Below are 23,667 nucleotides of genomic sequence, written 5' to 3' on the forward strand. Positions count from 1 at the left end.
GGGCGATCGCCTAGCTTACCCCAAACTATCCCATCATTCAAAATCATCTTTCTCAATTCTCAAGTTCCTTCCCGGTGGACTTGCACAATAATTCGCTTTCGCAATTCGTCAGCCATCAAGATCAACGGCGGACAAATCAATAATATCAGCCAATGAAATGGCTTTAAAGGTGCAGTTGAGAAGATTTTTTGTAGGGTAGGAGAGTAAATAATTGCCAGAATCAGAACCCATTCCACAGCAATTCCTACCCAAATGAAGGGGTTGCTAAAAAATCCCAAGCGGAAAATTGACACCCGTTCGGAACGACAAGCAAAAACATTACCATCTTGACAAGCCACAATTACAGCTAAAGTCATTGTTGTGGCTTGATGATAAATAGCCATTGTGGCAGCATTAGCTGAGTGAGAAATAATACTGGGGGTGAAGGCTTGCAATTGGGTAATATTATAACCATGAGTCCACCAAACTAAGAAAAATCCTGTCATACCTGCCAATCCTTCCAGTAGTCCTAGAAAGCAGTAAGCACGCAGCAGCAAGGGTAAATCTAACAGTGGTTGAGATTTTTTGCGCGGAGGTAACTCCATTGAACCAGTTTCTGGTTTTTCTGCACCTAATGCCAGTGCGGGGAGCATATCTGTACCTAAGTCAATGGCTAATATCTGCAATATTACTAAGGCTGGAGGTATCTTGAGAAACACCATTGCTAGAAAAGGTATAAACTCAGCCATATTAGAAGCGAGAATATAAGTCATGAACTTGCGGATATTTTGATATACTGCCCGACCCTGTTCAATTGCTGAAACGATAGTCGCAAAATTATCATCTATCAAAACAATATCCGCAGCTTCACGGGCAACGTCTGTACCGCTAATTCCCATTGCAATCCCAATATTAGCAGCGCGTAAAGCAGGAGCATCGTTGACACCATCACCAGTTACAGCAACGACATGACCAAGGGTTTTATATGCTTCCACTAACCTGAGTTTCTGTTCTGGTATGACTCTGGCAAATACTAACCCAGTTTTATGCTTGTGGAGTATTTGCCGCAATTGAGTATCAGAAAGATGTCCTAATTGTTCTCCGGTGATGATTCTAGCTTTGCCGTTGACTAAACCAATACGTTGCGCGATCGCATTTGCTGTTAACCCATAATCACCTGTAATCATGGTAACTTGAATACCTGCACGATGACAAAGGGCGATCGCATCGGCAACTTCTGGACGTGGTGGGTCAATCATCGCCACCAACCCCAAAAAAGTCAAGTCCTGTTCTAATAAATTATTATCTTCTGGGTTTAACTCCGCCCCACCTTGACTGGTTGCCACCCCTAATACACGATAACCAAGACTAGCCAATTGATCATTAGCCGCCAGCACTTCCTCTCGCTGAGTTGGTGTCAGTTCTAGCTGTTCTCCTCCAGACCATAAATACCGCGAATGTTGCAATACATCTAAAGTTGCACCCTTGGTAAAAATTAGATACTGGGAATTTACAGTATTATCCAACTGCAAATGCCCTTCTAACAAAACCGTCATCATCCGGCGCTGGGAATCAAAAGGTATTTCTCTAATTCTGGGTGCTTGCTGTTGCAACTCCTCCAACTTCAACCCAGCCTTAATTGCTGCCACTAATAAAGCCGCTTCCGTAGGATCACCCACTTCTTGCCATTGATTAGAATTAAGTGGATGATTTAACCGCGCATTTGAACAAAGTGCCGCACCAGCCAACATTAGCTGCACCTGAGACTCATATTCAGGAGAAGGAATTTCCACTTCTCCCTTGGGTTCATAACCCACCCCAGTTACGTTAATCAGAGTATTGGGAATCCACAATTGGCGGACAGTCATTTCATTTTTAGTCAAAGTCCCTGTTTTGTCGGTGCAAATAACAGTGACTGCACTCAGAGTTTCCACCGCAGACAGACGACGCACCAAAGCATTTTGGGTAGCCATGCGCTTCACACCAATTGCTAAGGCTAGACTCACAGTAGGTAATAAGCCTTCGGGGACAAATGCCACAATAATGCCAATAGCAAAAATGAAACTTTCTCTTAGTCCCATTCCTACCAGCAACTTAGTGAGTAAAAATATCACCACACCCATACTTAAAGCAATGATGGTAATGATGTGAACGACTCTGGAAATCTGCACTTCTAAAGTGCTGGCTTCCCGCTTCACATGGGCTGTCAGATGTGCTACTTGACCAAATTCTGTATGAGTACCTGTTGCATAGACTACCGCCAGTCCCCGACCAGCCGCCACAGTAGAACCTGCAAATACTAAATTACTCGCTTCAGAAGCATGGATATTTTCTGCGGTAACAGGTTCGCAAATCCGGGGAACTGGCAAAGATTCCCCTGTAAGTATAGAGACATCTACATATAAAGACTGACTTTCCACAATTCTGGCATCAGCAGAGATTTTGTCGCCCTCTTCTAACTGCATCACATCTCCGCTAACTAACTCACGGGTAGGAATTACAGACAATTTTCCATCCCGATAAACTTTGGCTTGGGAAGGTAAGATTTTTTTTAAGGCGGCTAAAGCTTTTTCGGCTTGAAACTCCTGCCAAAAGCTAAAAATAGCATTAATCCAAATCACAGCCCAAATTGCCCAACCTAATTCTGCTGTGTGGGAAATAAAAGCTAAAATTCCCGCTACCCACAACAGTAACGCCATAAAATGGGTTAACTGATCGGTAAAACGGAGAATTAAAGGGCGTGTTTGCGGTTCGGGTAGTTCGTTGTAACCGGATTGTTTTAATCTTAAATTGGCTTCAGCCTCGCTGATACCTTGGGGAGTAGTTGTGAGAGTCTTGTAAACATCTGTAGGTGTCAACTTCCAAATATGAAAATTTGAGTTCATCTTATACCCGTTCCTACTGTCAGCACCAATCCTGTTTTCATAGCCTAGATGCTGAGTCCATACCTTTTCATCTGTCTGAGAGGATGGAGCGGCAGTGTGAGGTTAACTTGAATAAGTTGCGTATCCCCTCACTAAGTAGTATGTAGGGTGCGTTAGGAGCGCGAAAATATCATAAACTATACATTAAATTATATACGCGACGTAACGCACCAAAATTGATTCCAATTGATTTAATAAATTCATGTCGCGTTTCATAAATTACCTGAGAAAATTTTATTTCTGTTATCTCTATCAGAAAACATTCTAGTGAAAGTAGTTGCAATATATTGAGCGATACTATATCCAAACCATAATTCAGATGTTTTCCATTCTTTAGCTTTGTAACGTTCACTTATTGGTGGAAAGAAATTTAATTTATCTTTTAAAATTTCTAAGTGTTGATTATTTGCTAGTTTTATACATTGCTCGACTGCCTTATCTAAGTCATGACCAATTTTTCTTACTTGAGTTTCATCATTCCAACCGTTTTTAATGATTAAGATTGCTTTCAAGTACATTTCTACTGCCATTCTAGAAGTCTCAATGGCTTTTGCTTGAGGACTTTCCTCCAATAAAAGAGACACTTTGGCTTGCAACTCTTTATGGGCGCTTTTTATAAAACTCGTAGCTAACTCATTAAACGTATTTAATTGTAAGATATCGTTATATCCATAAGCATAATCTACACAGTTTAACCAGACTGCAATAAACTCTCTTAAAATTTGAGGTTTGGCTTGAATTTCTTTCTTCAAATTGTCTGGCATTAATGTCAGAGAATCAAACGCCTTCACAGGATAACAGCCTATTCCAATAGGAATATCAATTTGCCAAAAACACGAGTCAAAGTAGAATGTCCCTTTGTACAGTGAGCCAATCTTATGAGAACCAGGTTTAGTATTTTCATCAAACCAGGTTTCAATTGTCTTATCAATATCTGATGGGGATATCCAAGAACAATTAAATTGCTTTGAATATTCTAAAATAGCCAAGATTGGTCTTGCTTTAGGTGGTACATCTTCACTACGAAATTTTTCATTTATTGCTCTAAGCCAATCTTCGCTTGGTTTCATATATAATTCACATAACGATTATGATTTAAAGATGACACAAAACAAACGAGTTCAGTAAATTCCTGATCATGAGAGTTGAAGAAATTCCCTTGAATCAAATTAAACGGCCTTTACCCCGTGTCAACGATGCCAATAAAGTCCAAGCCTTAATGGAATCGATAGCAGCTATTGGTCAGCAAGAACCCATTGATGTCCTAGAAGTAGAAGGACAGTATTATGGCTTTTCTGGTTGCCACCGTTATGAAGCTTGTCAGCGTTTAGGCAAAGAAACAATTATCGCCAGAGTTCGTAAAGCTCCACTTAGCGTCCTCAAGATGCATTTAGCGTGATAATAGATGTTAGATATGAAATTTCTCAAACATATAACCAATTAGGAGAAAAATATGTCACCTCAAGCAACGGCCAAAAATGTAAATATCGGTATTGACGATGCAAGTAGGGCGAAAATTGCCGAGGGGCTATCTCGCCTATTGGCTGACACCTATACTTTGTATCTTAAAACACATAATTTTCATTGGAACGTTACAGGGCCGATGTTCCAAACTTTGCATTTAATGTTTGAGACTCAGTATACAGAACTAGCTTTAGCGGTTGATTTAATTGCCGAAAGAATCAGAGCGCTGGGACACTATGCACCGGGAACCTACAGCGAATATGCGAAACTCAGTTCAATTCCCGAAACTCCCGGAGTTCCCAAGGCTAAAGAAATGATTAGCTTGTTGGTGGAAGGACAAGAAGCAGTAGTGAGAACTGCACGTTCTATTTTTCCTCTATTGGAAGAAGTCAATGACGAACCCACTGCCGATTTATTAACTCAACGGATGCAAGTCCACGAAAAAACTGCTTGGATGTTGAGAAGTTTATTGGAAGAATAAAAAAGGGAGCAGGGAGCAGGGGAGAATAAACTTTCCAATGACTAATGACACTGAGAAGTTGCAAAATCTGATGCAACGTGTAAATATTTGTAGTTTTAAAGCTTTGAGTCGTGATGCTGGTGTTTCAGAACGTCAAATTTTGCGGTTGCGACAAGGGAAACTAGAACAGATGCGGGTGGATGTGCTGCTGAAGTTATCGCAAGTGTTAAAGATTTCATTGAGTGAATTAATAGAAACTTTTTCAATACTCAGCACTCCCCACTCAGCACTCCCCAAAGAACGAGAAATTGCAGAGTTAAAAATAGAGTACCAGCGATCGCAACTGCAATTAGCACAACAACAAGAAATATTAAAACAACAATTCCAGCAGTCGAGTTTACAATTACTGGAATCTTTATTATTACAATGGCCGACAGCAGCCCAGAAAGCTACGGAAAATCCTCAGTTAGCAGCCATTAAAATTGTGCCTTTGGTGCAGAAACCCTTAGAAAGATTATTACAGGATTGGGGAATACAAGCGATCGCACCAGTAGGAGCAGAAGTACCTTATGATCCTCAAATCCACCAATTAATGGCAGGAACAGCAGAACCAGGTGAAACAGTGAAAGTCCGTTACACAGGCTATCTACAAGGGGAAAAGCTACTGTATCGCGCCAAAGTCAGTCCAGTTTAGGAAACAGGGAGCAGGGAGTGGAGGAAAAGATTTGAACTATATACCCAGTCCCCAGTCCCCAGTCCCCAGTCCCTAACTAAGCTGGATAAATCCGCAAACGCCGATTTGGTTCTTCGCCAAAACTATCAGATTTGAGTCGATAGTGTTCTACCAACTCATGCTGCATTTTACGGACTTGGGAAGAACGGGGTAATAACTCGACCGGCTGGCCTTTGGGAATCACAATCTGCTCCACAGCAAGTCTGGCTTCTTCCAGAGCATCCATCTCATCATCAGTGCCACGGTGCAGAAATAATTGCAGTTCTCGGTCATCAGTCATGTCCGGATCTTCAATGTTCAGCAACCGTCTTAACCCACGGGTAATTTGGGGAATTGTACTAGACTTAATGATATGAATTGGCACATGACGGGCTTTAGCCATTTGCCTTAATTTAGCGTGGTTTTTGACGTGCGATCGCAGAGCTAAAATAGCATCCGCAGTATCAATATCTTTTGTCAATACCACTGGTAAAGTTAGCACACCAATCACCTGTTCTAATTGATGGCGACTGACACCATAAGGATAAATGTGTAAGGGTAAATCTTCACCATTTGGTCCCGCGTGTCTACTAATCTCAACATCAATAGCCTCAGAGTAATTAAAAGATTCATCCAGCAAGCGGTCAAACTCACTACGTCCAGTCACCCGCTCCCGCTCCAAAGACAAAGGAGGCAATGCTACCATTTGTCCTGATGAACGCCAACCATTCATAGGACGGGCTGGTGTCAAAGATGGTTCACTGGGGGGAACTTCCCCACCACGACCATTGACTACAGATAACTGTCGTGTAATCGCCACTTTACCTTGGTCATCAACAGTTCTAGTTTGTGGATTGGGTTGACGACCTCTCAGCAGAGTATCTACCGTATCAGCCACACTTTCATGTATTACCCAGCGCTGACGTTCCAACATTTCCACAGCAATTTCAAAAGTCGGGGGAGCTTTCCGTTCCAAAACCGTCTTTTGACTGCCTCGCCTCCTAGCTTCCTCATCCCCTAAAGTTACAGCCTGAATACCCCCAACCAAATCGGAAAGAGTCGGGTTTTTAATCAAGTTTTCGATTTGGTTCCCGTGGGCAGTACCAACCAACTGGACACCCCGTTCAGCAATGGTACGTGCCGCTAAAGCTTCTAATTCCGTGCCAATTTCATCAATGACAATCACTTCTGGCATATGGTTTTCCACCGCCTCAATCATCACCTGATGTTGCAGTTCTGGAGTGCCAACTTGCATCCGCCGCGCCCGACCAATAGCTGGGTGAGGCACATCACCATCTCCGGCAATTTCGTTGGAAGTATCAATAATAACTACACGCTTATGAAAATCATCAGCCAAAACACGGGCAATTTCTCGTAAAGCAGTAGTTTTACCAACACCTGGCCGCCCCAGCATCAGAATTGATTTACCGGTTTCCACCAAATCACGAATCATACCAATTGTGCCAAATATTGCCCGACCCACGCGACAGGTCAAGCCAATAATCCGACCACTCCGGTTACGGATAGCGCTGATCCGATGTAAAGTTAGCTCAATGCCAGCTCGATTATCTCCGCTAAAAGTTCCAACACGCTGAATGCAATCATCAATTTGTGCTTGAGTGACAGGTTTTTCGCTCAGATACTCAGCTTGATTAGGAAACCGAGCCTCTGGGAAACGACCTAGATCCAAGACCACTTCTACTAAACTATCTATTTGGGGATGATTCTCTAGTGCTTGTCGCAGGTCTTGGGGCAAAATGTCCAATAACTTTTGAAGGTCTTCTTTAATCGTCATGCTTTCTATGGTGACGTTTGTAGAGATAACGTTTACACGCTCGCGCAGCCGAAGTGAACGAGGGGTTAGCGCTCCTGCTGTGACTTGATTTGGGAAACCAGAGAATGGGCAAGCTGCACTGCTGGCCAGAGTAATTCGGGTTCTGCTTCCAGGCGCACTTTCGCCTTCATACTAGTTAAACTCACCTCCTGATTCTCTAACTGATCGAGAATTGGTGACAGCAGCACACGGGCATAGCTACCGTAAGCGATTCCAGAGACATAGTGCTGAGGGTGGTATTCACAACCTTTTAATAGTTCCATTGCCTTTAACTTAGCAACAGTGTAGCTATTAGTGCCACCTGCTAATTGCACATATCCTGGTAACTGAGCTGTCAAAACTTTTTGCCCTAATTTCACCGTTGCTAAAGTAGTACCATCCCCAATATCACCACTCATAGGACGGCCATCTGTCTGCCAAATTAAGGTACTACGCAATGGAGTAATTATTTCAATAATTGCTTTTAGGTAGTCAATCATACCCTCACCGTCAGGGCAGCTAATAGCTAACACCTTTAGTTGGTCAGCCCAAGGTAAAATTACTTGCCATAGTTCCCGAAATTTTGCCAAATGTCCGACTTTTGTATGAATTTCTACAGCATCTATTACCTTTGACATAACCAATGGGGCGATCGCACAAGGGGTAGAAATATATGATTTTGTATAAATTTTACCATAAGGACAAACAGGTATGCAACGTCCACAGCCGTAGCACTTTTCGGCTTCCACTCCCGAAAAATCTCTAGGGTTAAATACGATTGCTTGTGCTGGGCAAATGGTTTCACAGGGTCTAGGGCAATCTCTAGGACATTCACTAGAGTTAAACTCTGCTTTGCGAAAATGGGGATCTTCTCCATCATTCAAGCTGACCATCAATAAAGGTAAGCTACCTTGATAGACATAACCTCGTTCTTTCGCATCATTAAGCAAATCCTTAGCTGCTTGTAACCCTTCCTGGGCTGCGGCTATCACTGCTGGATCAGCTGCCACATCTATACAGTCAGCACCTGCCAATGTGTAGGCTAATGCTAAACTTCTCACCGACGGCAGATGTTGGAAGCTGGCTCCGCAGATCAGTTTAAACCAGTGGCCTGCTTTCAAGGATTGTAGAGGGGCTAATAAATCAGTCACATTTCTATTATGCGTTTACCAAACTAAAAATACTAGTTTCTCATAGGGAAAATTAATACTTGTGCATATTTTCAATCGGCGATACACCACTAGGCTGATGGTCTGGGCTGAGGAATTATGTTAACTTTGTTACCAACTTGCAAAATTTTTCCAGTTTCTGATGGTCTTAATCGTGTATTCACACCCAAGCGATAAAAATGATTAAAGTACGATGAGTCTACCCAGTCTGGTAAAGTTGCTTGTCGCTGCTGCACAAAGATTTTTTGAAAGTTGGGGTAAGCTTCTCCAGAGTCAGGATTGCGGATGGGGACGATACAACGCTGACAGGGGTTGACTCCAGATAAACTCACATCTCCCAATTGCAAAGAGACTGTATCGCCTTGTTGATTAAATAGCTGATCTTCCCAAAATGCTGGTACACCACCAATTTCTATATTGGCACGGATACGGCGACGCAGATCATCAACGTTCAAACCAGGGAACCAGGAAGTTACTTCTGTTAAAGTAGCGGTACTAATTACTGTTGGCCCTGGTGAGTTGAGATCATCGGGAAAGCCCAATACAGTATTTTTCCCCAATGTTACAGCAAATCCCAAAAAAACACTGAGGCTTGCTGCTATCTCTTCTTGTTCTACATCTAAATGCAAGATTTGTGGCGATTCATGCTGAGGAGTTTGCAGGGAGATGGTTCTATTGAGAATGTCAAACTGTGATCTAATTAAATGGATTTTACTATTGCGCTTCCCATTAACAAATTTACCTTGTGCATCGAAAATGGCAAATTCGCGGTCATATTCTAATGCTCCACTAGCCAGAATCTTTGCTTGCTCCACTTCAACACCATCTAGTGATTTAATCGGGTAGAGTATAATTTTGGCTAAGTGTGGCATTAATCTATGGATGGAGGTAGCGGTGGTTTATCTAGTCCACCAATATTATTCAGAGGCCAAAAACGGACTACAGCCCGACCGATGATGTTTTGTCGAGGAACCACACCCCAACAGCGACTATCGTAGCTACTGTTACGGTTATCTCCTAAAACTAAGTATGAGTTGGGGGGTATAGTTTGGGGTTGGGCTAAGAAAGCTGGCTGTGAGCCTGATGTACAAACATCAACGGCTGTTTGCTGATCAGGGGTCAGGTAAGTAACTTCATCCAGGGGTTGATTATCAATGTAAACTTTGCCGTCCTTGAGTTCTACTTTTTCTCCTGGTAAGGCGACTATACGTTTAATAAAGGCATCGTTGTATTGTTCGTTTTGCAGTGTTTCTGTAGGTGAAAAAACGACAATATCTCCCCTCTGCGGTTGAGAAAATCTGTACTTCAGCTTATCCACAATTATTTTATCTGCCTCCCACTGGTTTGGAGTACCGTTGAGTGTAGGTTCCATAGATCCGGAAGGAATCCAGCGAGCCTCTGCTACAAAGGTACGAATGCCAAGGGCTAGGACAATACTAAGGACTACTGTTCTAGCTAGTTCGGCCAGCCAGGAATTATCGGGTTGTTGACTAGAGTTGTTATCAGACACTTGATTTGGCATGAAATTACTGGGATAAGGGAAAAGTGCAGTAATTAACTGGTTGGGGGAGACGATATTCTTTAATCTTAACCAGTAAAGTCTGATTTCCTGATGGAAATTTTTTTGTTGAGGATATGCAAAAATATATGACGGCGATCGCAATCAAGTTTAACCTAAAAGCATAAGTATCTCTCTAAATTCTGTTCACTCATGTCATCTCTACACAGTTTACTGATTCGCCGCGCTAGTATTATTCTCCCGAATGGTCAGTTAATGGTAGGGGATGTGCTGACGTGCGATCGCCGCAGGCGGGGCTTTGCCCATCGCCAAATAGTTGAAATTGCACAACAGCTTATCACCCGTAACACCGACTATAGAAATCGACGCACAAGAGTTAACTTTGTTGCCGGGAGTCATAGATCACCAGGTACATTTCCGGGAACCAGGACTAGAACACAAGGAAGATTTGTTTACACAATTGGTACTCTGGCACAGATAAATCCACCATTGCGATCGCCCCACGATTATCGGTGGTGAAATTGTTTATCAGCAAGGCAAAGTAAATACAGAAGTACGCAGACAACCTTTAACTTTTGTCTAACACATATCAATTTTTATCAAACTTACCTAAATTTTGCGTAAGTCCCAAGCTGTTGTGCGATCGCGTCATAATTTCTATGACGTGATATTTTTTATATTCCAACACTGCGTATAGCAACCGGTTTTACCCCACTCGCCACTCCCTACTCCCTACTCCCTCAATAGAATTGGAAATTATTTTCATTACATTCACCACGAGATAGACAGAAACATATAAGTATAACTTCTTATAAAAATTAGTTGAATAAATTAATCTAATTAAATTACAATCAGTCATTTTTGCTTGATATATTCCCAATTTTTCAGGAAAATCCTTAACCAGAACATAACTTCAAGCAATAAACCAATAAATTTAACCATTTAACTTTTAACTACAATCTTTTTGTATTTAACTATCCGGATTTTTTCTCGAAATAACTGTAGAGAATTAGTAGGGTTAAGTAAACGGGCAAATTTCTGTGAAAACTATGTTTGATACATATAAAAATTTTCTAAGCACCGAATTTGTACGGTCTTAAAACTTAATTCTGACACTTGTGATTGTTTGAAATTTCCGTCCGGAACTTTAGCAAAAATTGTAATATTTGGCCTTAAACCGGGGCAATTCCAGACAAATTAGCATCTTAGCAAACAAACTTAATCACTATTTATAGAGATAATCAAAGCAATGAAGCAATAGGAATAACCTTAGTGTAAGCAGATGAAAAAAATACCAGTATTCACTGAGTCAGAGAAATTCATCTAACATCCCTATTCACAAATATCATCCTCTAATGTACAGATTTATGTTACCTCTCAACTAAATATGATTTCCTTTGAGGATCAGCATTCAAAAATTCTAGCAGTTTGCTAGATATGACCGATAAGAGCAATTTGCATTCATCTACTAGGAAATTATCTGCCAGAATACGCCAGTCCTAGCTAACCGCAGTGGTCACTTAGATGGTCGAAGTGCAACCAGCTAGTAGATGTGAATCATAACCAGTTCTTATGTTGAAAAATATTTCATTGATTTTTAGATAATGAAAACAACAATGTTAGTAAATTTCCTGGATGAGCGCGGTAGTGGTAGATAGAACGAGTGTGGCATTCTCCCTCGACTATCAGCAAAAATTATCTAAGTTCATGGTGCAATTAAAGGGTGTAACGTTGGCTTGACGAGTACCGTCAGCGCCATGAGTTAATATGATGCTGAGATAACTATCTGGCTCGTATGGCATTCTTTCGGCCCATTCAATAGCCACAATTCCTGGTAATACCTCAATACCTTCCCAATAAGTTTCCAGATTCAAACCTACAACTTCCGAAGGTTCAAGGCGATATAAATCTAAATGGTATAGAGGGATACGTCCAGATGTATACTCATTAATCAGAGTAAAAGTAGGACTCACAATTGATTCAGTGATGCCTAAACCTTGACCAATTCCCTGTACCAGCGTAGTTTTGCCACTGCCTAAATCACCTGATAATAAAATTACACTACCAGCAGTCAAATTTTGACCAAGTGTAATGCCTAAGCGTAGAGTTGCTTCTGTATGTGCAAGTAAAATATTCATGGAAAAGTCAAGAAGAGATATTTTTGCCGAATCCATTTTATAGCAACCGCCAAGGAATTTAGGACAAAAACAGATCATGAAACCCTTACAGTTTAGGAGTTTCAAGGCTGCTCCCTGCTCTCTGCTATAAATTTACTTCCCATGATTAGTTCTACTGTACCACCGCAACAAAACCCGTGCTAGTTTCTGGGGATTGTGACGGACACAACCTGTTTCATCTTCATATAAGACATTTGCTAGAACAATTCGCCGACCCAATAGGGTGACATTTTCCCTATCCAAGAATACTGGATGGGAATTTTGTTGAGCATAGCGCATTAGTGATTGCTCAGAGGGAGATTTTTTGTGTACTAATACAGCATCAAACAGCTGTCTTTCGCCACAAGCAGTGTCAATCGCTTTAATGTGGTCAGCAACAGTATATCCGTCAGTTTCTCCCGGTTGAGTCATGATATTGCAGATGTAAATGCTAGGGGCTGTAGATGTGGCGATCGCATCAGCAATTTCTGGTACAAGTAAATTAGGAATCAAACTAGTATAAAGACTACCCGGCCCCACAACAATATAATCAGCTTCTTTAATCGCCTTAATAGCTGCGGGTAAAGCCGGAGGAAGAGCCGGTATACAACCAATCTTGACAATTTTCCCCCCAGCTTTAGGAATACTAGACTCACCCTCAATACGACGACCATCGTCTAATTCTGCCCAGAGGCGAACATCACTCAAGGTAGCTGGTAAAACCTGTCCCCGCACCGCCAGCACCTTAGAACTAGCCGCCACAGCCCGTTCTAAATCCCCAGTAATATCAGTCATAGCAGTTAAAAACAAATTGCCAAAACTATGACCAGTCAAACCGTCCCCAGCCTTAAACCGATATTGAAATAACTCTGTTAATAATTTTTCTTCATCTGCCAAAGCAGCCAAACAATTACGAATATCTCCTGGTGGTAAAACCCCAAACTCCTGACGTAACCGCCCAGAAGACCCACCATCATCAGCCACAGTCACAATGGCGGTAATATTAGCACTATAGGTTTTTAATCCCCTTAATAACGTAGAAAGTCCCGTACCACCGCCAATTACTACTATTTTTGGCCCCCGATACAAGCGACGATGTGCCAGCAGCACGTCAATTAACTCCTCTTCGCTATTTGGTCTTAGCACCTGAGTAATTGAGCCGACAGTGCGAGTTTGTCCCCACAGCAGCAACAGCAAGCCCCCTAGCAACACCAAAGGGCCGCTGATATAGTGAGGTAAAATGCCAGCAACTACTCCCAGAAAATTCCGCACCCATTCCATAGCCCAAAAAATAGGGGTTAGCTTCACCGATATCGCCAACCCCAATATTGCTAGCAGTACACCTCCCAAGCTAATTAACATCCAGCGTTTGATAGCTAGTCCAGGAGATAACCATTTGAACCACTGGTTAACACGATGGGAAGTGCGACGGCGCGACTGCTTTTGCAGGGCTTTGAGGGCTTGTCTGAGAAAACCAATTGACATACCTGATTCGGAGCAGTGCTACAAACTAAATAATTAACAGCAAATTTACACCACTTGGTATTCACACCAAATGTACAATTCTGAAAGTTCTTAAGGACTTTAGATTAGCAGCAAGTTGTCAAACTTGCCAGTGTTGGGGCTAAATTAACAGTCTCTCTCCTAGCATCCAAGGTTTACTCGCAGATTCTCTCATGGAAAAACGTATTTTAGGATTAGATCCAGGATTAGCCATTGTCGGATTTGGGCTAATTACTTGTCAGCAAATACCCGCTAAAATTCCGGAAACATCCGTGAGTATGGTTGATTTCGGAGTTATCCAAACTTCAGCCAAAATGGAGATGGGACAGCGCCTGTGTACTTTATTTGACGATTTGCATACGGTGATACAGGAGTTACAGCCAGATTTGGTCGCGGTGGAAAAATTATTCTTTTATCGCATGGCAAATACTATTCTGGTAGCACAGGCTAGAGGTGTACTTTTGTTAGCTTTGGCACAGCATAACCTGCCCTATGTTGAATTTACTCCTGCCCAAATTAAACAAGCCCTCACGGGTTATGGTAATGCTGATAAATCTGAAGTACAAGATGCTGTGGCGCGGGAGTTGGATTTAGAAGAAATTCCCAAGCCAGATGATGCTGCTGATGCTTTGGCGGTGGCTTTGACTGCTTGGTATCAGATTTAGGTTTTCCATGAATGATCTATTTTGAGGAATTAATCGGAAATTTACCTGAAGTCACAAACTTTTTAATATATAAAAAATAACAGGCAATGCGTTCTGTTTTGCGGAAACCGAAAATGTTTTGCATAAATTTATATATAAATTTATCACTGTCTCCATCAAATTCGGGGAAGCGAATTAAGGTTTCTTCTAAAAATTTTAAATATTGTGAGTAATCAATCAATAAAGAATGTCTAGCCAGTTCAAAATATGATTTAGCTAAAGCCTGACGATACTTTATAGAAAGTTTGTTTAATTGCAATAATTTTTTTTCAGTTCTATCTACAACTATATAGTGGTTTTTTACCCAACGAATTGTAGAAGAAGTAGAAACTGTAACTGATCCATGTCTTCTATAAATTGAATAACAGCCAGGTTGGTATACAACTTTAGCTTCATTCATTGCCACTGAAATAAAAAAAGCTCTATCTTGTGCAGCAGTCAAACTTTCATCCCAAACGCCACTATTTTCTACTACATTTCTTTTATAAAGTAAAGCACTTAAAGCCACCCACCAATTAGCTAATAAAGAAGCCAAAATATCTGTTTGATATTCAGAAACTTGAATTTTATCTAATACAATAGAACCGTTAGATAAATGGCGTTGATATCTCCAATCACTATAGACAACATCGGCTTCTGTTTCTTCTAAGAATTGTACCTGTCTTGCTATTTTTTCAGGTAAAATATAATCATCTGCATCCAAATACTGAATATACTGACCTTTCGATAATTTGAATCCTTTATTTCTGGCATAGTTACCACCTTGATGAGGTAAATGCTGCCAAATTATTTTATCTCCATAACTTTTAATAATATCTAAAGAATTGTCGGTAGAGCCATCATCAATTACTATAATTTCAATATGAGGATAGGTTTGATTTAAGCAACTATTAATTGCTTCTGCTAACCATTTTTCTGCATTAAAACAGGGGATGATGACTGAAACTAGTTTTTTTTTTCATAGTAATTTTCCTACATTTTTGTTAAGGTTAGCTATTACATATACTTTTGTGAGTGCAAAAGTTCAATATCTCTAATAAAAATGCAGGCCAAGAGTTCGCCAAAGCTTAAAGGCTCCTGCTTGAAAAACATGGGAAAATTTGATTTGTCTTCTTGAATCACAAATTTTTCTAGGACTGGCTTGGTCATCAATATAAAGGTGATTTTGATGTTGATTGCCTTGGCAAAAATTTTTCAGGTTTTTTTCCTGGGTTTTTTAATCCTTTTGTTGACCTGACTGTTGAGTGTAATGGTAGTCTTATGGTCAAACAACAGAGTGATTCCAGTGGTGATTTTTTCTCTGTTGGCTGTCAAATGCTTGGTTTGAGCCACGAACCTACCCCAACTCTTCAGGTTGGCTATCCCAGGAAATTTCTGATGATCAAAAACGCCAAAATTAACTTTCAACTGATAACGTGGGATCATATCCCTGTTATCTGTCTCAGTTGTCCCAGAAACCTGATGGAAAAAAAGACCGATGATTGGTGTTTTCTCCCAGGATTTATGTTCCGGTTTTGTCTCCTCAAGTTTTGCTTTAACTACCAACATGATTACGTTAATTTAACTAAAATGATTTTATCATGAAGTTCCAGAAAGCACCTGGGAATCTAGGCATTGATGCCATATCTAGAATCATAAAGTATGTGTGGGAATGGCTGTTACTCATGATCTGAAGACTTTCATGGGTGTAATTTTGATACAGCCAACTTTTAATTTACTTATTTTATCTATATGTAATAAAACAAAGTCGGAATTATTGATAACTCATGATCACTGACTTCAACCCTAAGTTTATTTAGTAAATGTTTATACTCTAGAATTGATAGTATTAGTGGCTGGGAATTAACTAAATATGTCTCCATCTCTAACTGAAAAAGTTCTCTCTCAATTACCGGGCGATGTTTTACCAGGTTTACGTCAAGCCGATCGCCTGTTAACATCTGTGAGAGAGAATACCATACCCGTTCCCACTGTAGTTGAAGAAAGTCAGCAACCCTTAGAGGTTGTGGAGTGGGATGTAATTGTTTGTGGTGGGACTTTAGGGATTTTAATTGGTTGCGCCTTAGCGGTGAAGGGACTGCGGGTGGCGTTGATGGAAAGGGGAATTTTAAAGGGTAGAGAACAAGAATGGAATATTTCCCGCCCAGAATTAGAAGCATTTGTGGCGTTAAACTTACTCAGTCCTGAAGAATTACAGCAGGCGATCGCAACTCAATATAACCCAGCACGAGTTAGTTTTGCTAGTGGTCAAGAAATTTGGGTAGAAGATGTTTTAAACATCGGCATAGATCCAGTTTACCTGCTAGATACATTAAAAACCCGATTTCTTGCCCTGGGAGGAAAATTATTAGAAAATACACCCTTCACCGCCGCCATAATTCATCCACAGGGAGTCGTAGTTAATCAGCAATACACCACTCGCCTATTAATCGACGCAATGGGAAATTTTTCTCCCATCACCCGCCAAGCACGCCAAGGTAAAAAACCAGATGCTTTGTGCTTAGTAGTAGGAAGTTGCGCCCAAGGTTTCTCCCCCAATACCACCGGTGACTTATTATTGTCATTCACATCCTTAAAAAATCAATGTCAATACTTTTGGGAAGCATTCCCCGCCAGAGATGGGAGAACGACTTACTTATTTACCTACATGGATGCAGAACCACAACGCCTCAGTTTAGAAGCATTATTTGAAGAATATCTGCGACTATTACCAGAATATCAAGGTGTAGAACTAAACCAACTACAATTTCAACGAGCGCTGTTTGGCTTCTTTCCCAGTTATCGCCAAAGTCCCATCAAAACCCCTTGGAATCGCCTGTTAACAGTGGGAGACAGCAGTGGTAATCAATCCCCCTTGAGTTTTGGTGGCTTTGGGGCGATGGTACGTCACCTGAAGCGGTTGACATTTGGTATAGAGGAAGCACTGCAAACAAATCGACTATCAGGGCAAAGTTTAGCCCTTCTGCAACCCTATCAACCAAATCTCACCGTTACTTGGTTATTTCAAAAAGCCATGAGTGTAGGGATAAATCAAAAAATCTCCCCAGAGCAAATTAACCAATTACTCCAGGCGGTATTTCAAGAAATGCAACAACTGGGTTTACCAGTCTTAAAACCTTTTTTACAAGATGTAGTGCAATTTTCAGGACTGACACAAACACTGTTAAAAACGGGTTTATTCCATCCCCTATTAATAGCCAAAATCATTCCTCAAGTTGGTTTACTTAGCTTGCTGGATTGGATGATACATTACAGTAATTTAGGAATTTACACTGGCTTACATCAGCTAACCCCCATACTAGAAACATGGATTAAAAATCAGCCCAGAGAAAAACAATATCATTGGCATCGTTTAGTTGATGCTTGGAAATATGGTTCTGGTGCTGACTATGTTGGGGGAATAGGGAATAGGGAATAGGGAGTAGGGAGTAGGGAGTAGGGAGTGGGGTAAAAGCCTTTCGGTGTCTAACTTTTATGATCAGTTAGTTTATGTCCTAACGTTTGGCGGTTGCCATAACATCTATTTCATATCACAAAACCACAAGATATAAATATAAAACTGTTCCCTGTTCCCTGTTCCCTGATTTAGAATTTGAGACTACTATGAATCTGCTGGTGTGCTTGTGCTAAATCCAACATTTCCTGGGTAGTTAAACTGCGTTTTTTCTCCGTTGATGCTTGTCGCACAGCATCTAATACCGATTGCATCCCTTCTGGATTCAGAACAATCCCCTGTTCCCGCAACAGGTTAGTCAATAAATGTTTTCCCGAATGCTTACCTAAAACTAAACGTCGCTCTCCCCCTACCTCTTCTGGTGCAAAAGGTTCGTAGGTATCAGGGTTTTTCAGTACACCATGAGCATGGATACCTGATTCGTGAGCAAAACTATTTTCTCCCACAATGGCTTTCCAAGGATGGACATTGTACCCGGATGCTGAGGCCACAAGTCGGGAGAGTTCCAGTAAGCGAGAAGTATCAATATTTAAATTAATATTATAGATGCGTTTAAGAGCCATTACTACTTCTTCTAAAGCCGCATTTCCTGATCTTTCCCCTAAACCGTTGACTGTTGTGTTGACTGATAAAGCACCGGCTTTGATTCCAGCGAGAGTGTTAGCGGTGGCTAAACCAAAATCATTATGGCTATGCATTTCTACGGGGATGGATAATTCTGTGACTAATTGTTGAACTTGTGTGTATGTACCGAAAAAATCCAAAATTCCTACGGTGTCACAAAAACGAAACCTGGATGCACCACATTCTTGAGCGTAAAGCGCTACATCTAAGAGAAATCCTACATCGGCTCTAGATGAATCTTCGGCTCCTACGGAAACAAACAAGCCATGATCAAGGGCAAAACTGATACTCTCTCCTAGTTTTTGCAAAACTAGTTCTGCTTTTCCCTGAAATTTCGCAGCTATTTGGATTGTAGAGACGGGGATCGATATATGCACTCGCTGCAAACCACAATTTATAGAAGCTTGAATATCTGAAATTACCGCACGGTTCCAACCCAGGAGATCAGCTTGTAACCCTAAATCAGCAATGGTGGCGATCGCCTTTTGCTCTGCTTCACCCATAGCGGGAATACCAACTTCTATCTCCTGAACTCCAATAGCATCCAGTAGTTGGGCGATCGCAATTTTTTCTTCCAAGCTAAAGGCTACACCAGCAGCTTGTTCCCCGTCACGTAAAGTTGTGTCGTTGATCACAATTTGATTCATTTGCGTAGTGCCTCGTTTATCATATTTAATATACAGAAATTTTTCTCTGTAGTAAGTAAAACTACAATTCTGGCTAATAATCATGGAGTCAATAAAATCACACCCCATTTTCCAGCTATTTTTTCTTTGACATAAGACTCTAACGCATATATGTCTGAGTTTCTGGCTTCATGAAATAACTTAAATGTTGGTTAATTTACCTTCTACTATAGTCGTCGGTATATTTCCACTCGTCACAATGATGTGAAAAAAATCGGCGGAAGTCTACTGAAGGAGGTAGTGTTTTTGATTCTGTAGATGGAGGAAGTAACCAGGATACTCTCGTTAATATTTAGTTTTTATCTGAGATCAGCAGTTGTCGTTTACATCTGTTGATATAGCTTTTTGCTGCACAAGCAACACCATCTCAAAGCTAAAGATAATAGACAGAATTGATGAGAAGATTTTTGAATGATTACCATAAATTTTGTGCATCTAAAAGCACAGAAAAATCAACTGACTCATCCATTCAAATATTCCTTTTGAAATCAATTTAAAATATTTTGATGCTTTTTCCGTAATAGTATACCAAGGATACCGTAATATAAAAATTAATTATAAATACTTGGTTAATTAAATTGGCTCACCTGTTAATATTCCATATTTCGCCAAATTTAAGCAATATTTGAGTCTGAAGCGATTTTTTCAAAGGTAAAATTATCTTAATTAATTTTAACATAGATGGGTAATTATGTCGGAATTAAAAATTATTCATAAGTAATTAAACATGAATACCCTATTAATCAAGTATTTCTATAAAACAGAACCAATTCCGATAAATGTATGATTAATTACCTAATTACTTCTAAAGAATACACATAGGTGGTTTAACCCCCTCATAGCCAAATCATGAATTAGTGTAACCTCTTTAGATATAAAGATCATCTATCCTTGATTCGATAATACAATGGGTTTGAGAACTACAAAAACTACCCCAACAGCCCAACTTGTATACTGACTGCGGATAGAGCCACGACAGATTTTTTACATCCCAGAATTTTATCTTTCATAACCTCAATTTATAGTCTCCTTTCCATTAATCATCACCGATGATTAACAACTTGCTCAATATATCTGAAGCTATGTAGTTCTGATCACAGTCAGATAATGAAAATTGATGAATTGACTATGAGATCCCACAATCAGCTAATTGATTTACCCAATTTACATCACGTTATTTATCCGTATCCTTTAACGATTAGCCCTGATAGTTATATAATCGATGCCATTATCTTGATGAATCAAACTCCAGACATGACTTGTGTCTTAGTTGTAGATCAAAGGAAGTTATTAGGGATTTTTACAACTACAGATGTCATTAAAGTGACGGCGCAACGGATCAATTTATCTCAAGTCACAATGGCTGAAGTCATGGTGCAACCAGTCATTACCCTAACTGCATCCCATTCCCAAGATATCTTTAAATCTTTATCACTATTACAGCAATATCAAATTAGCCATTTGCCGATTTTAGATCAACAGGGGCAACTATTAGGAATAGTTACAGAAACTAGCTTACTCAAAACCTTTGAAACCATAAACATGGTTAGTTTTGCTCCAGACTCACCACCTTTACACACAGTCAATCACCCGCCGCAAAACTCCCACTGTCAAAGTCACAGCCATTTAAAAACATCGTGGGAAAGACAAACAGATGCAGTCATGCAAATTAATGAAGAATTGCAGCAAACTCTGGAAGAACTCCAAGTAGCAGAAGAAGAACTGCGACAACAAAACGAAGAACTAGCAGCAGCGCGTGAAATCGCCGAATTAGAGCGCCAGCGTTATCAAGACTTATTTGATTTTGCACCTTATGGTTACTTAGTTAGTGATGCTATGGGTGTAATTCAAGAAGCTAATCATGCAGTATCCACCTTGCTATCCGTACCCCAAAATTATCTAGTAGGTAAACCCTTAGTGCTGTTTATTGCCGAAGAACATCGCCAAGATTTTCTCAAGGAGCTACTGACTTTACAGCAGGTAGAAGATTGGGAAATTCACCTTCAGCCACGGGGAGGTTTATCTTTCCCAGCTAATGTGAGAGCTGCGGCCATATACGACTCACGGGGTAAGCGCCAGGGTTGGCGGTGGTTGCTTTGTGATATTACTGCCCGGAAACAAGTAGAAGCAGCATTATCTCAAGTTACCTCTGAGTTAGAACATCGCGTAGTAGAACGGACAAACAAACTTTTAATTGCTAACCAGCGTTTACAACAAGAAATCATTCAACGTCAACGGGTAGAAGAGTCATTAAAGAAAAGTGAGAAACTATACCGCCAGTTAGTAGAAACTCAAACTGACTTAATTATTCGCATCGATTTACAGGGACGGTTGACCTTCGCTAACACAGTAGTTTCCGAAGCAGTAGGTAAGGAATTGCCCAAATTACTGGGTGAGTCCCTGTGTCAGTTTTGCCATCCAGATGACTTACCTTCAGCCAAAAAAATTCTCAGCCGATTGATATCCCCACCCCATCAGGAAATCACCTATGAGCAACGTCTATTGACAGTTAAGGGTACGCGCTGGCTGCAATGGAATATGGCCGCAATCGAAAATGAAAGAGGAGAGGTTTTAGAATTGCAGGGGGTGGGGAGAGATATTACCCAACGGCGAGTCACAGAGGAGATACTGAAGCAGCAAGCACAAATTATTGACCAAATCCATGATTCAGTAATTGCCACTGACTTGAAAGGCTATATTGCTATTTGGAATCAAGGTGCAGAAAGATTAACTGGTTACTCAGCTACCGAAGTCATGGGTCAACATATCTCGCTGCTCTATCCAGATGAACTGGCTGATATACTAGAACATCAAGTGATTGCGCCTCTTTTAGAGAAAGGAGAGCATGAAACTGAAGTGATTATGCAAGATAAATTTGGCAATCGATTTGATGCCTTGGTATCACTTTCATTGCTACGTAGTCCCAATCAGAAACCCATTGGCATGATTGGCTACTCTATGGATATCACAGCCCGGAAACGAGCCGAAGAGAAAGTTAGAGAACAAGCTGCTTTACTGGATATTGCTACTGATGGGATTCTAGTTCGAGATTTGCAAAACAAAATTGTCTTCTGGAATCAAGGTGCAGAACGCATATATGGTTGGCAAGCAGAAGAGGCTTTGGATAAAGATCCCCAGCAATTGTTGTGCCTCAATACCCAGCAATTGGCAGAACCTGTGAAAACAGTGATGGAATCTGGTGCATGGCAGGGTGAGTTACGCAAAGTTACCAAATCAGGTAGAGAAATTATTGTAGAAAGTCGTTGGACTTTGATGTATGATACCGCCGGACAACCGAAGTCAATCCTTTCCGTTGACACTGATATTACAGACAAAAAACAACTAGAAGAGCAGTTTTTCCGCGCTCAACGCCTGGAAAGTCTTGGTACTTTAGCCGGGGGAATTGCTCACGACTTAAATAATATTTTGACCCCAATTTTGGCAGCATCTCAACTGCTACAGGTGAGATTCCCGCAAGAAAAAGAACATTATCAGCACCTATTAAAAATTGTTGAAAATAACAGTAAACGAGGTGCGGCTTTAGTAAAACAAGTTTTGTCATTTGCGCGGGGATTTAAGGGAGAGCGCACCATAGTTCAACTCAAGCATCTGATTTTAGAAATTACTCAGATAGCTCAACAAACGTTTCCCAAGTCTATTGAGTTTGCCATCACTATACCAGAGGATTTGTGGGCTGTTTCTGGAGATGCGACACAATTACATCAAGTGTTGATGAATCTGGTAGTTAATGCCCGTGATGCTATGCCAGCAGGTGGTATGGTGAGCATTATTATGGAAAATATGTTTATTGATCAAGCCTATGTCCAAATGAATCTGGATGCTAAAGTTGGTAATTATGTGGTGGTGACAGTTAGGGATACAGGTATGGGAATACCACCAGAAATATTAGGAAGAATTTTTGATCCCTTTTTTACGACTAAGGAAGTTGGAAAAGGGACAGGATTGGGTCTGTCTACTGTGCAGGGAATTATCAAAAGCCACGGTGGTTTTATTAATTTATCTAGCACAGTGGAAGAAGGAACTGAGTTTAAGTTGTTCTTTCCTGCGGTGGAAGTCACTCAATCAATGGAAATGAATAATAATTCAGAAACATTCTGTCCTGGACAGGGGGAACTAATTTTATTTGTGGATGATGAGCCGGAAATCTGCCAGATTGCCAAAATTGTCCTGGAAAAATACAATTATACGACTCTCACTGCTAGTAATGGGATTGAGGCGATCGCACTTTATGCCCAACATAAACATCATATCAGTGCCGTTTTCATCGATATCATGATGCCAGAAATGGATGGGATTACAGCAATTCGCACTTTACAAAAAATGAATCCGCAGGTAAAAATCATTGCTGCTAGCGGTGTTAACCCCAAAGTGGCTTTGGCAAATGCTGATCATATTTCTGTAGATTCAGTGATTTCCAAGCCTTACACCGCCCAGGATTTATTAACCAACCTACGCCATGTACTCAGCCCAAATTAGAAA

17 protein-coding genes and 1 pseudogene are annotated in these 23,667 nt (G+C 40.7%); 7 read left to right on the plus strand and 11 right to left on the minus strand.

Going from position 1 to position 23,667, the window contains the following annotated elements:
- Positions 1-59 precede the first annotated feature (59 nt).
- Together ACM0OP_RS00185 and ACM0OP_RS00190 are read right to left on the minus strand one after the other, a co-directional pair.
- The gene (locus tag ACM0OP_RS00185; protein WP_414526371.1) at positions 60-2,864 is read right to left on the minus strand and encodes a cation-translocating P-type ATPase; all 2,805 of its coding nucleotides are present in this window, start codon (positions 2,862-2,864) and stop codon (positions 60-62) included.
- Positions 2,865-3,115: 251 nt separating this feature from the next.
- Positions 3,116-3,973, minus strand: a complete 858-nt coding sequence (locus ACM0OP_RS00190; RefSeq protein WP_414526372.1) for a hypothetical protein — start codon at positions 3,971-3,973, stop codon at positions 3,116-3,118.
- A 65-nt stretch (positions 3,974-4,038) separates the two neighbouring features.
- Here ACM0OP_RS00190 and ACM0OP_RS00195 point away from each other — a divergent pair, with 65 nt between their 5' ends.
- The 3 genes from ACM0OP_RS00195 to grpE are packed head-to-tail and all read left to right on the plus strand — an operon-like array spanning position 4,039 to position 5,521.
- A complete protein-coding gene (locus ACM0OP_RS00195; protein ID WP_414526498.1) occupies positions 4,039-4,302 on the plus strand; it encodes a ParB N-terminal domain-containing protein in 264 nt (87 codons plus the stop codon).
- Between the two features lie 54 nt (positions 4,303-4,356).
- Positions 4,357-4,848 carry a Dps family protein gene (locus ACM0OP_RS00200; RefSeq protein WP_193997594.1) on the plus strand — a complete coding sequence of 164 codons (492 nt, stop codon included), beginning with the start codon at positions 4,357-4,359 and terminating at the stop codon, positions 4,846-4,848.
- Positions 4,849-4,885: 37 nt separating this feature from the next.
- Positions 4,886-5,521, plus strand: a complete 636-nt coding sequence (gene grpE, locus ACM0OP_RS00205) for a nucleotide exchange factor GrpE (protein WP_414526373.1) — start codon at positions 4,886-4,888, stop codon at positions 5,519-5,521.
- Positions 5,522-5,597: 76 nt separating this feature from the next.
- Here the strand turns inward: grpE and ACM0OP_RS00210 are convergent, their stop codons facing one another.
- The 4 genes from ACM0OP_RS00210 to lepB form a co-directional block, all read right to left on the minus strand.
- Entirely contained in the window at positions 5,598-7,334 is a 1,737-nt protein-coding gene (locus tag ACM0OP_RS00210; RefSeq protein WP_414526374.1) for a R3H domain-containing nucleic acid-binding protein, read from the minus strand.
- A gap of 65 nt (positions 7,335-7,399) precedes the next feature.
- A complete protein-coding gene (gene ldpA, locus ACM0OP_RS00215) occupies positions 7,400-8,503 on the minus strand; it encodes a circadian clock protein LdpA (protein ID WP_414526375.1) in 1,104 nt (367 codons plus the stop codon).
- A gap of 89 nt (positions 8,504-8,592) precedes the next feature.
- Positions 8,593-9,393: an MOSC domain-containing protein gene (locus tag ACM0OP_RS00220; RefSeq protein ID WP_414526376.1), complete on the minus strand. Its 801-nt coding sequence runs from the start codon at positions 9,391-9,393 to the stop codon at positions 8,593-8,595.
- On the minus strand, positions 9,393-10,043 hold the full coding sequence (lepB, locus tag ACM0OP_RS00225; RefSeq protein WP_414526377.1) for a signal peptidase I: 651 nt from the start codon (positions 10,041-10,043) through the stop codon (positions 9,393-9,395). Before lepB ends, ACM0OP_RS00220 begins: the two co-directional genes overlap by 1 nt.
- A gap of 189 nt (positions 10,044-10,232) precedes the next feature.
- Between lepB and ACM0OP_RS00230 the strand changes: the two are divergent.
- Positions 10,233-10,497: pseudogene (locus ACM0OP_RS00230) on the plus strand (dihydroorotase); the annotation flags it as partial.
- Between the two features lie 1,228 nt (positions 10,498-11,725).
- On the opposite strand, the gene tsaE reads toward ACM0OP_RS00230, so the two are convergent.
- Together tsaE and ACM0OP_RS00240 are read right to left on the minus strand one after the other, a co-directional pair.
- Complete coding sequence (tsaE, locus tag ACM0OP_RS00235) at positions 11,726-12,178, minus strand: tRNA (adenosine(37)-N6)-threonylcarbamoyltransferase complex ATPase subunit type 1 TsaE (RefSeq protein WP_414526499.1); 453 nt, start codon at positions 12,176-12,178, stop codon at positions 11,726-11,728.
- 132 nt (positions 12,179-12,310) lie between these two features.
- Positions 12,311-13,681: a gluconeogenesis factor YvcK family protein gene (locus ACM0OP_RS00240; RefSeq protein ID WP_414526378.1), complete on the minus strand. Its 1,371-nt coding sequence runs from the start codon at positions 13,679-13,681 to the stop codon at positions 12,311-12,313.
- Positions 13,682-13,872: 191 nt separating this feature from the next.
- On the opposite strand from ACM0OP_RS00240, the gene ruvC reads away from it, so the two are divergent.
- Complete coding sequence (gene ruvC / locus ACM0OP_RS00245; protein WP_414526379.1) at positions 13,873-14,364, plus strand: crossover junction endodeoxyribonuclease RuvC; 492 nt, start codon at positions 13,873-13,875, stop codon at positions 14,362-14,364.
- Between the two features lie 16 nt (positions 14,365-14,380).
- On the opposite strand, the gene ACM0OP_RS00250 is transcribed toward ruvC, so the two are convergent.
- A complete protein-coding gene (locus tag ACM0OP_RS00250) occupies positions 14,381-15,340 on the minus strand; it encodes a glycosyltransferase (RefSeq protein ID WP_414526500.1) in 960 nt (319 codons plus the stop codon).
- A 257-nt stretch (positions 15,341-15,597) separates the two neighbouring features.
- Entirely contained in the window at positions 15,598-15,951 is a 354-nt protein-coding gene (locus ACM0OP_RS00255) for a hypothetical protein (protein ID WP_414526380.1), read from the minus strand.
- Between the two features lie 304 nt (positions 15,952-16,255).
- Here ACM0OP_RS00255 and ACM0OP_RS00260 point away from each other — a divergent pair, with 304 nt between their 5' ends.
- Positions 16,256-17,821 carry an FAD-dependent oxidoreductase gene (locus ACM0OP_RS00260; RefSeq protein ID WP_414526381.1) on the plus strand — a complete coding sequence of 522 codons (1,566 nt, stop codon included), beginning with the start codon at positions 16,256-16,258 and terminating at the stop codon, positions 17,819-17,821.
- A gap of 167 nt (positions 17,822-17,988) precedes the next feature.
- Here the strand turns inward: ACM0OP_RS00260 and nifV are convergent, their stop codons facing one another.
- The gene (gene nifV / locus ACM0OP_RS00265; RefSeq protein WP_414526382.1) at positions 17,989-19,128 is read right to left on the minus strand and encodes a homocitrate synthase; all 1,140 of its coding nucleotides are present in this window, start codon (positions 19,126-19,128) and stop codon (positions 17,989-17,991) included.
- A 1,146-nt stretch (positions 19,129-20,274) separates the two neighbouring features.
- On the opposite strand from nifV, the gene ACM0OP_RS00270 reads away from it, so the two are divergent.
- The gene (locus ACM0OP_RS00270) at positions 20,275-23,664 is read left to right on the plus strand and encodes a PAS domain S-box protein (protein ID WP_414526383.1); all 3,390 of its coding nucleotides are present in this window, start codon (positions 20,275-20,277) and stop codon (positions 23,662-23,664) included.
- The last annotated feature ends 3 nt before the right edge of the window (positions 23,665-23,667 follow it).

It is taken from the genome of Nodularia chucula CCY0103, assembly GCF_963923915.1.
GTDB classification, from domain to species: Bacteria; Cyanobacteriota; Cyanobacteriia; order Cyanobacteriales; family Nostocaceae; genus Nodularia; species Nodularia chucula.

Coding starts and splice junctions, on each gene's coding strand:
- nifV (WP_414526382.1), bottom strand. CDS start 19,128: ATGAATCAAATTGTGATCAACGACACAACTTTACGTGACGGGGAACAA.
- ACM0OP_RS00190 (WP_414526372.1), bottom strand. CDS start 3,973: ATGAAACCAAGCGAAGATTGGCTTAGAGCAATAAATGAAAAATTTCGT.
- grpE (WP_414526373.1), top strand. CDS start 4,886: ATGACTAATGACACTGAGAAGTTGCAAAATCTGATGCAACGTGTAAAT.
- tsaE (WP_414526499.1), bottom strand. CDS start 12,178: ATGAATATTTTACTTGCACATACAGAAGCAACTCTACGCTTAGGCATT.
- ACM0OP_RS00270 (WP_414526383.1), top strand. CDS start 20,275: ATGAAAATTGATGAATTGACTATGAGATCCCACAATCAGCTAATTGAT.
- ACM0OP_RS00185 (WP_414526371.1), bottom strand. CDS start 2,864: ATGAACTCAAATTTTCATATTTGGAAGTTGACACCTACAGATGTTTAC.
- ACM0OP_RS00200 (WP_193997594.1), top strand. CDS start 4,357: ATGTCACCTCAAGCAACGGCCAAAAATGTAAATATCGGTATTGACGAT.
- ACM0OP_RS00260 (WP_414526381.1), top strand. CDS start 16,256: ATGTCTCCATCTCTAACTGAAAAAGTTCTCTCTCAATTACCGGGCGAT.
- ACM0OP_RS00240 (WP_414526378.1), bottom strand. CDS start 13,681: ATGTCAATTGGTTTTCTCAGACAAGCCCTCAAAGCCCTGCAAAAGCAG.
- ruvC (WP_414526379.1), top strand. CDS start 13,873: ATGGAAAAACGTATTTTAGGATTAGATCCAGGATTAGCCATTGTCGGA.
- ACM0OP_RS00220 (WP_414526376.1), bottom strand. CDS start 9,393: ATGCCACACTTAGCCAAAATTATACTCTACCCGATTAAATCACTAGAT.
- lepB (WP_414526377.1), bottom strand. CDS start 10,043: ATGCCAAATCAAGTGTCTGATAACAACTCTAGTCAACAACCCGATAAT.
- ACM0OP_RS00210 (WP_414526374.1), bottom strand. CDS start 7,334: ATGACGATTAAAGAAGACCTTCAAAAGTTATTGGACATTTTGCCCCAA.
- ACM0OP_RS00255 (WP_414526380.1), bottom strand. CDS start 15,951: ATGTTGGTAGTTAAAGCAAAACTTGAGGAGACAAAACCGGAACATAAA.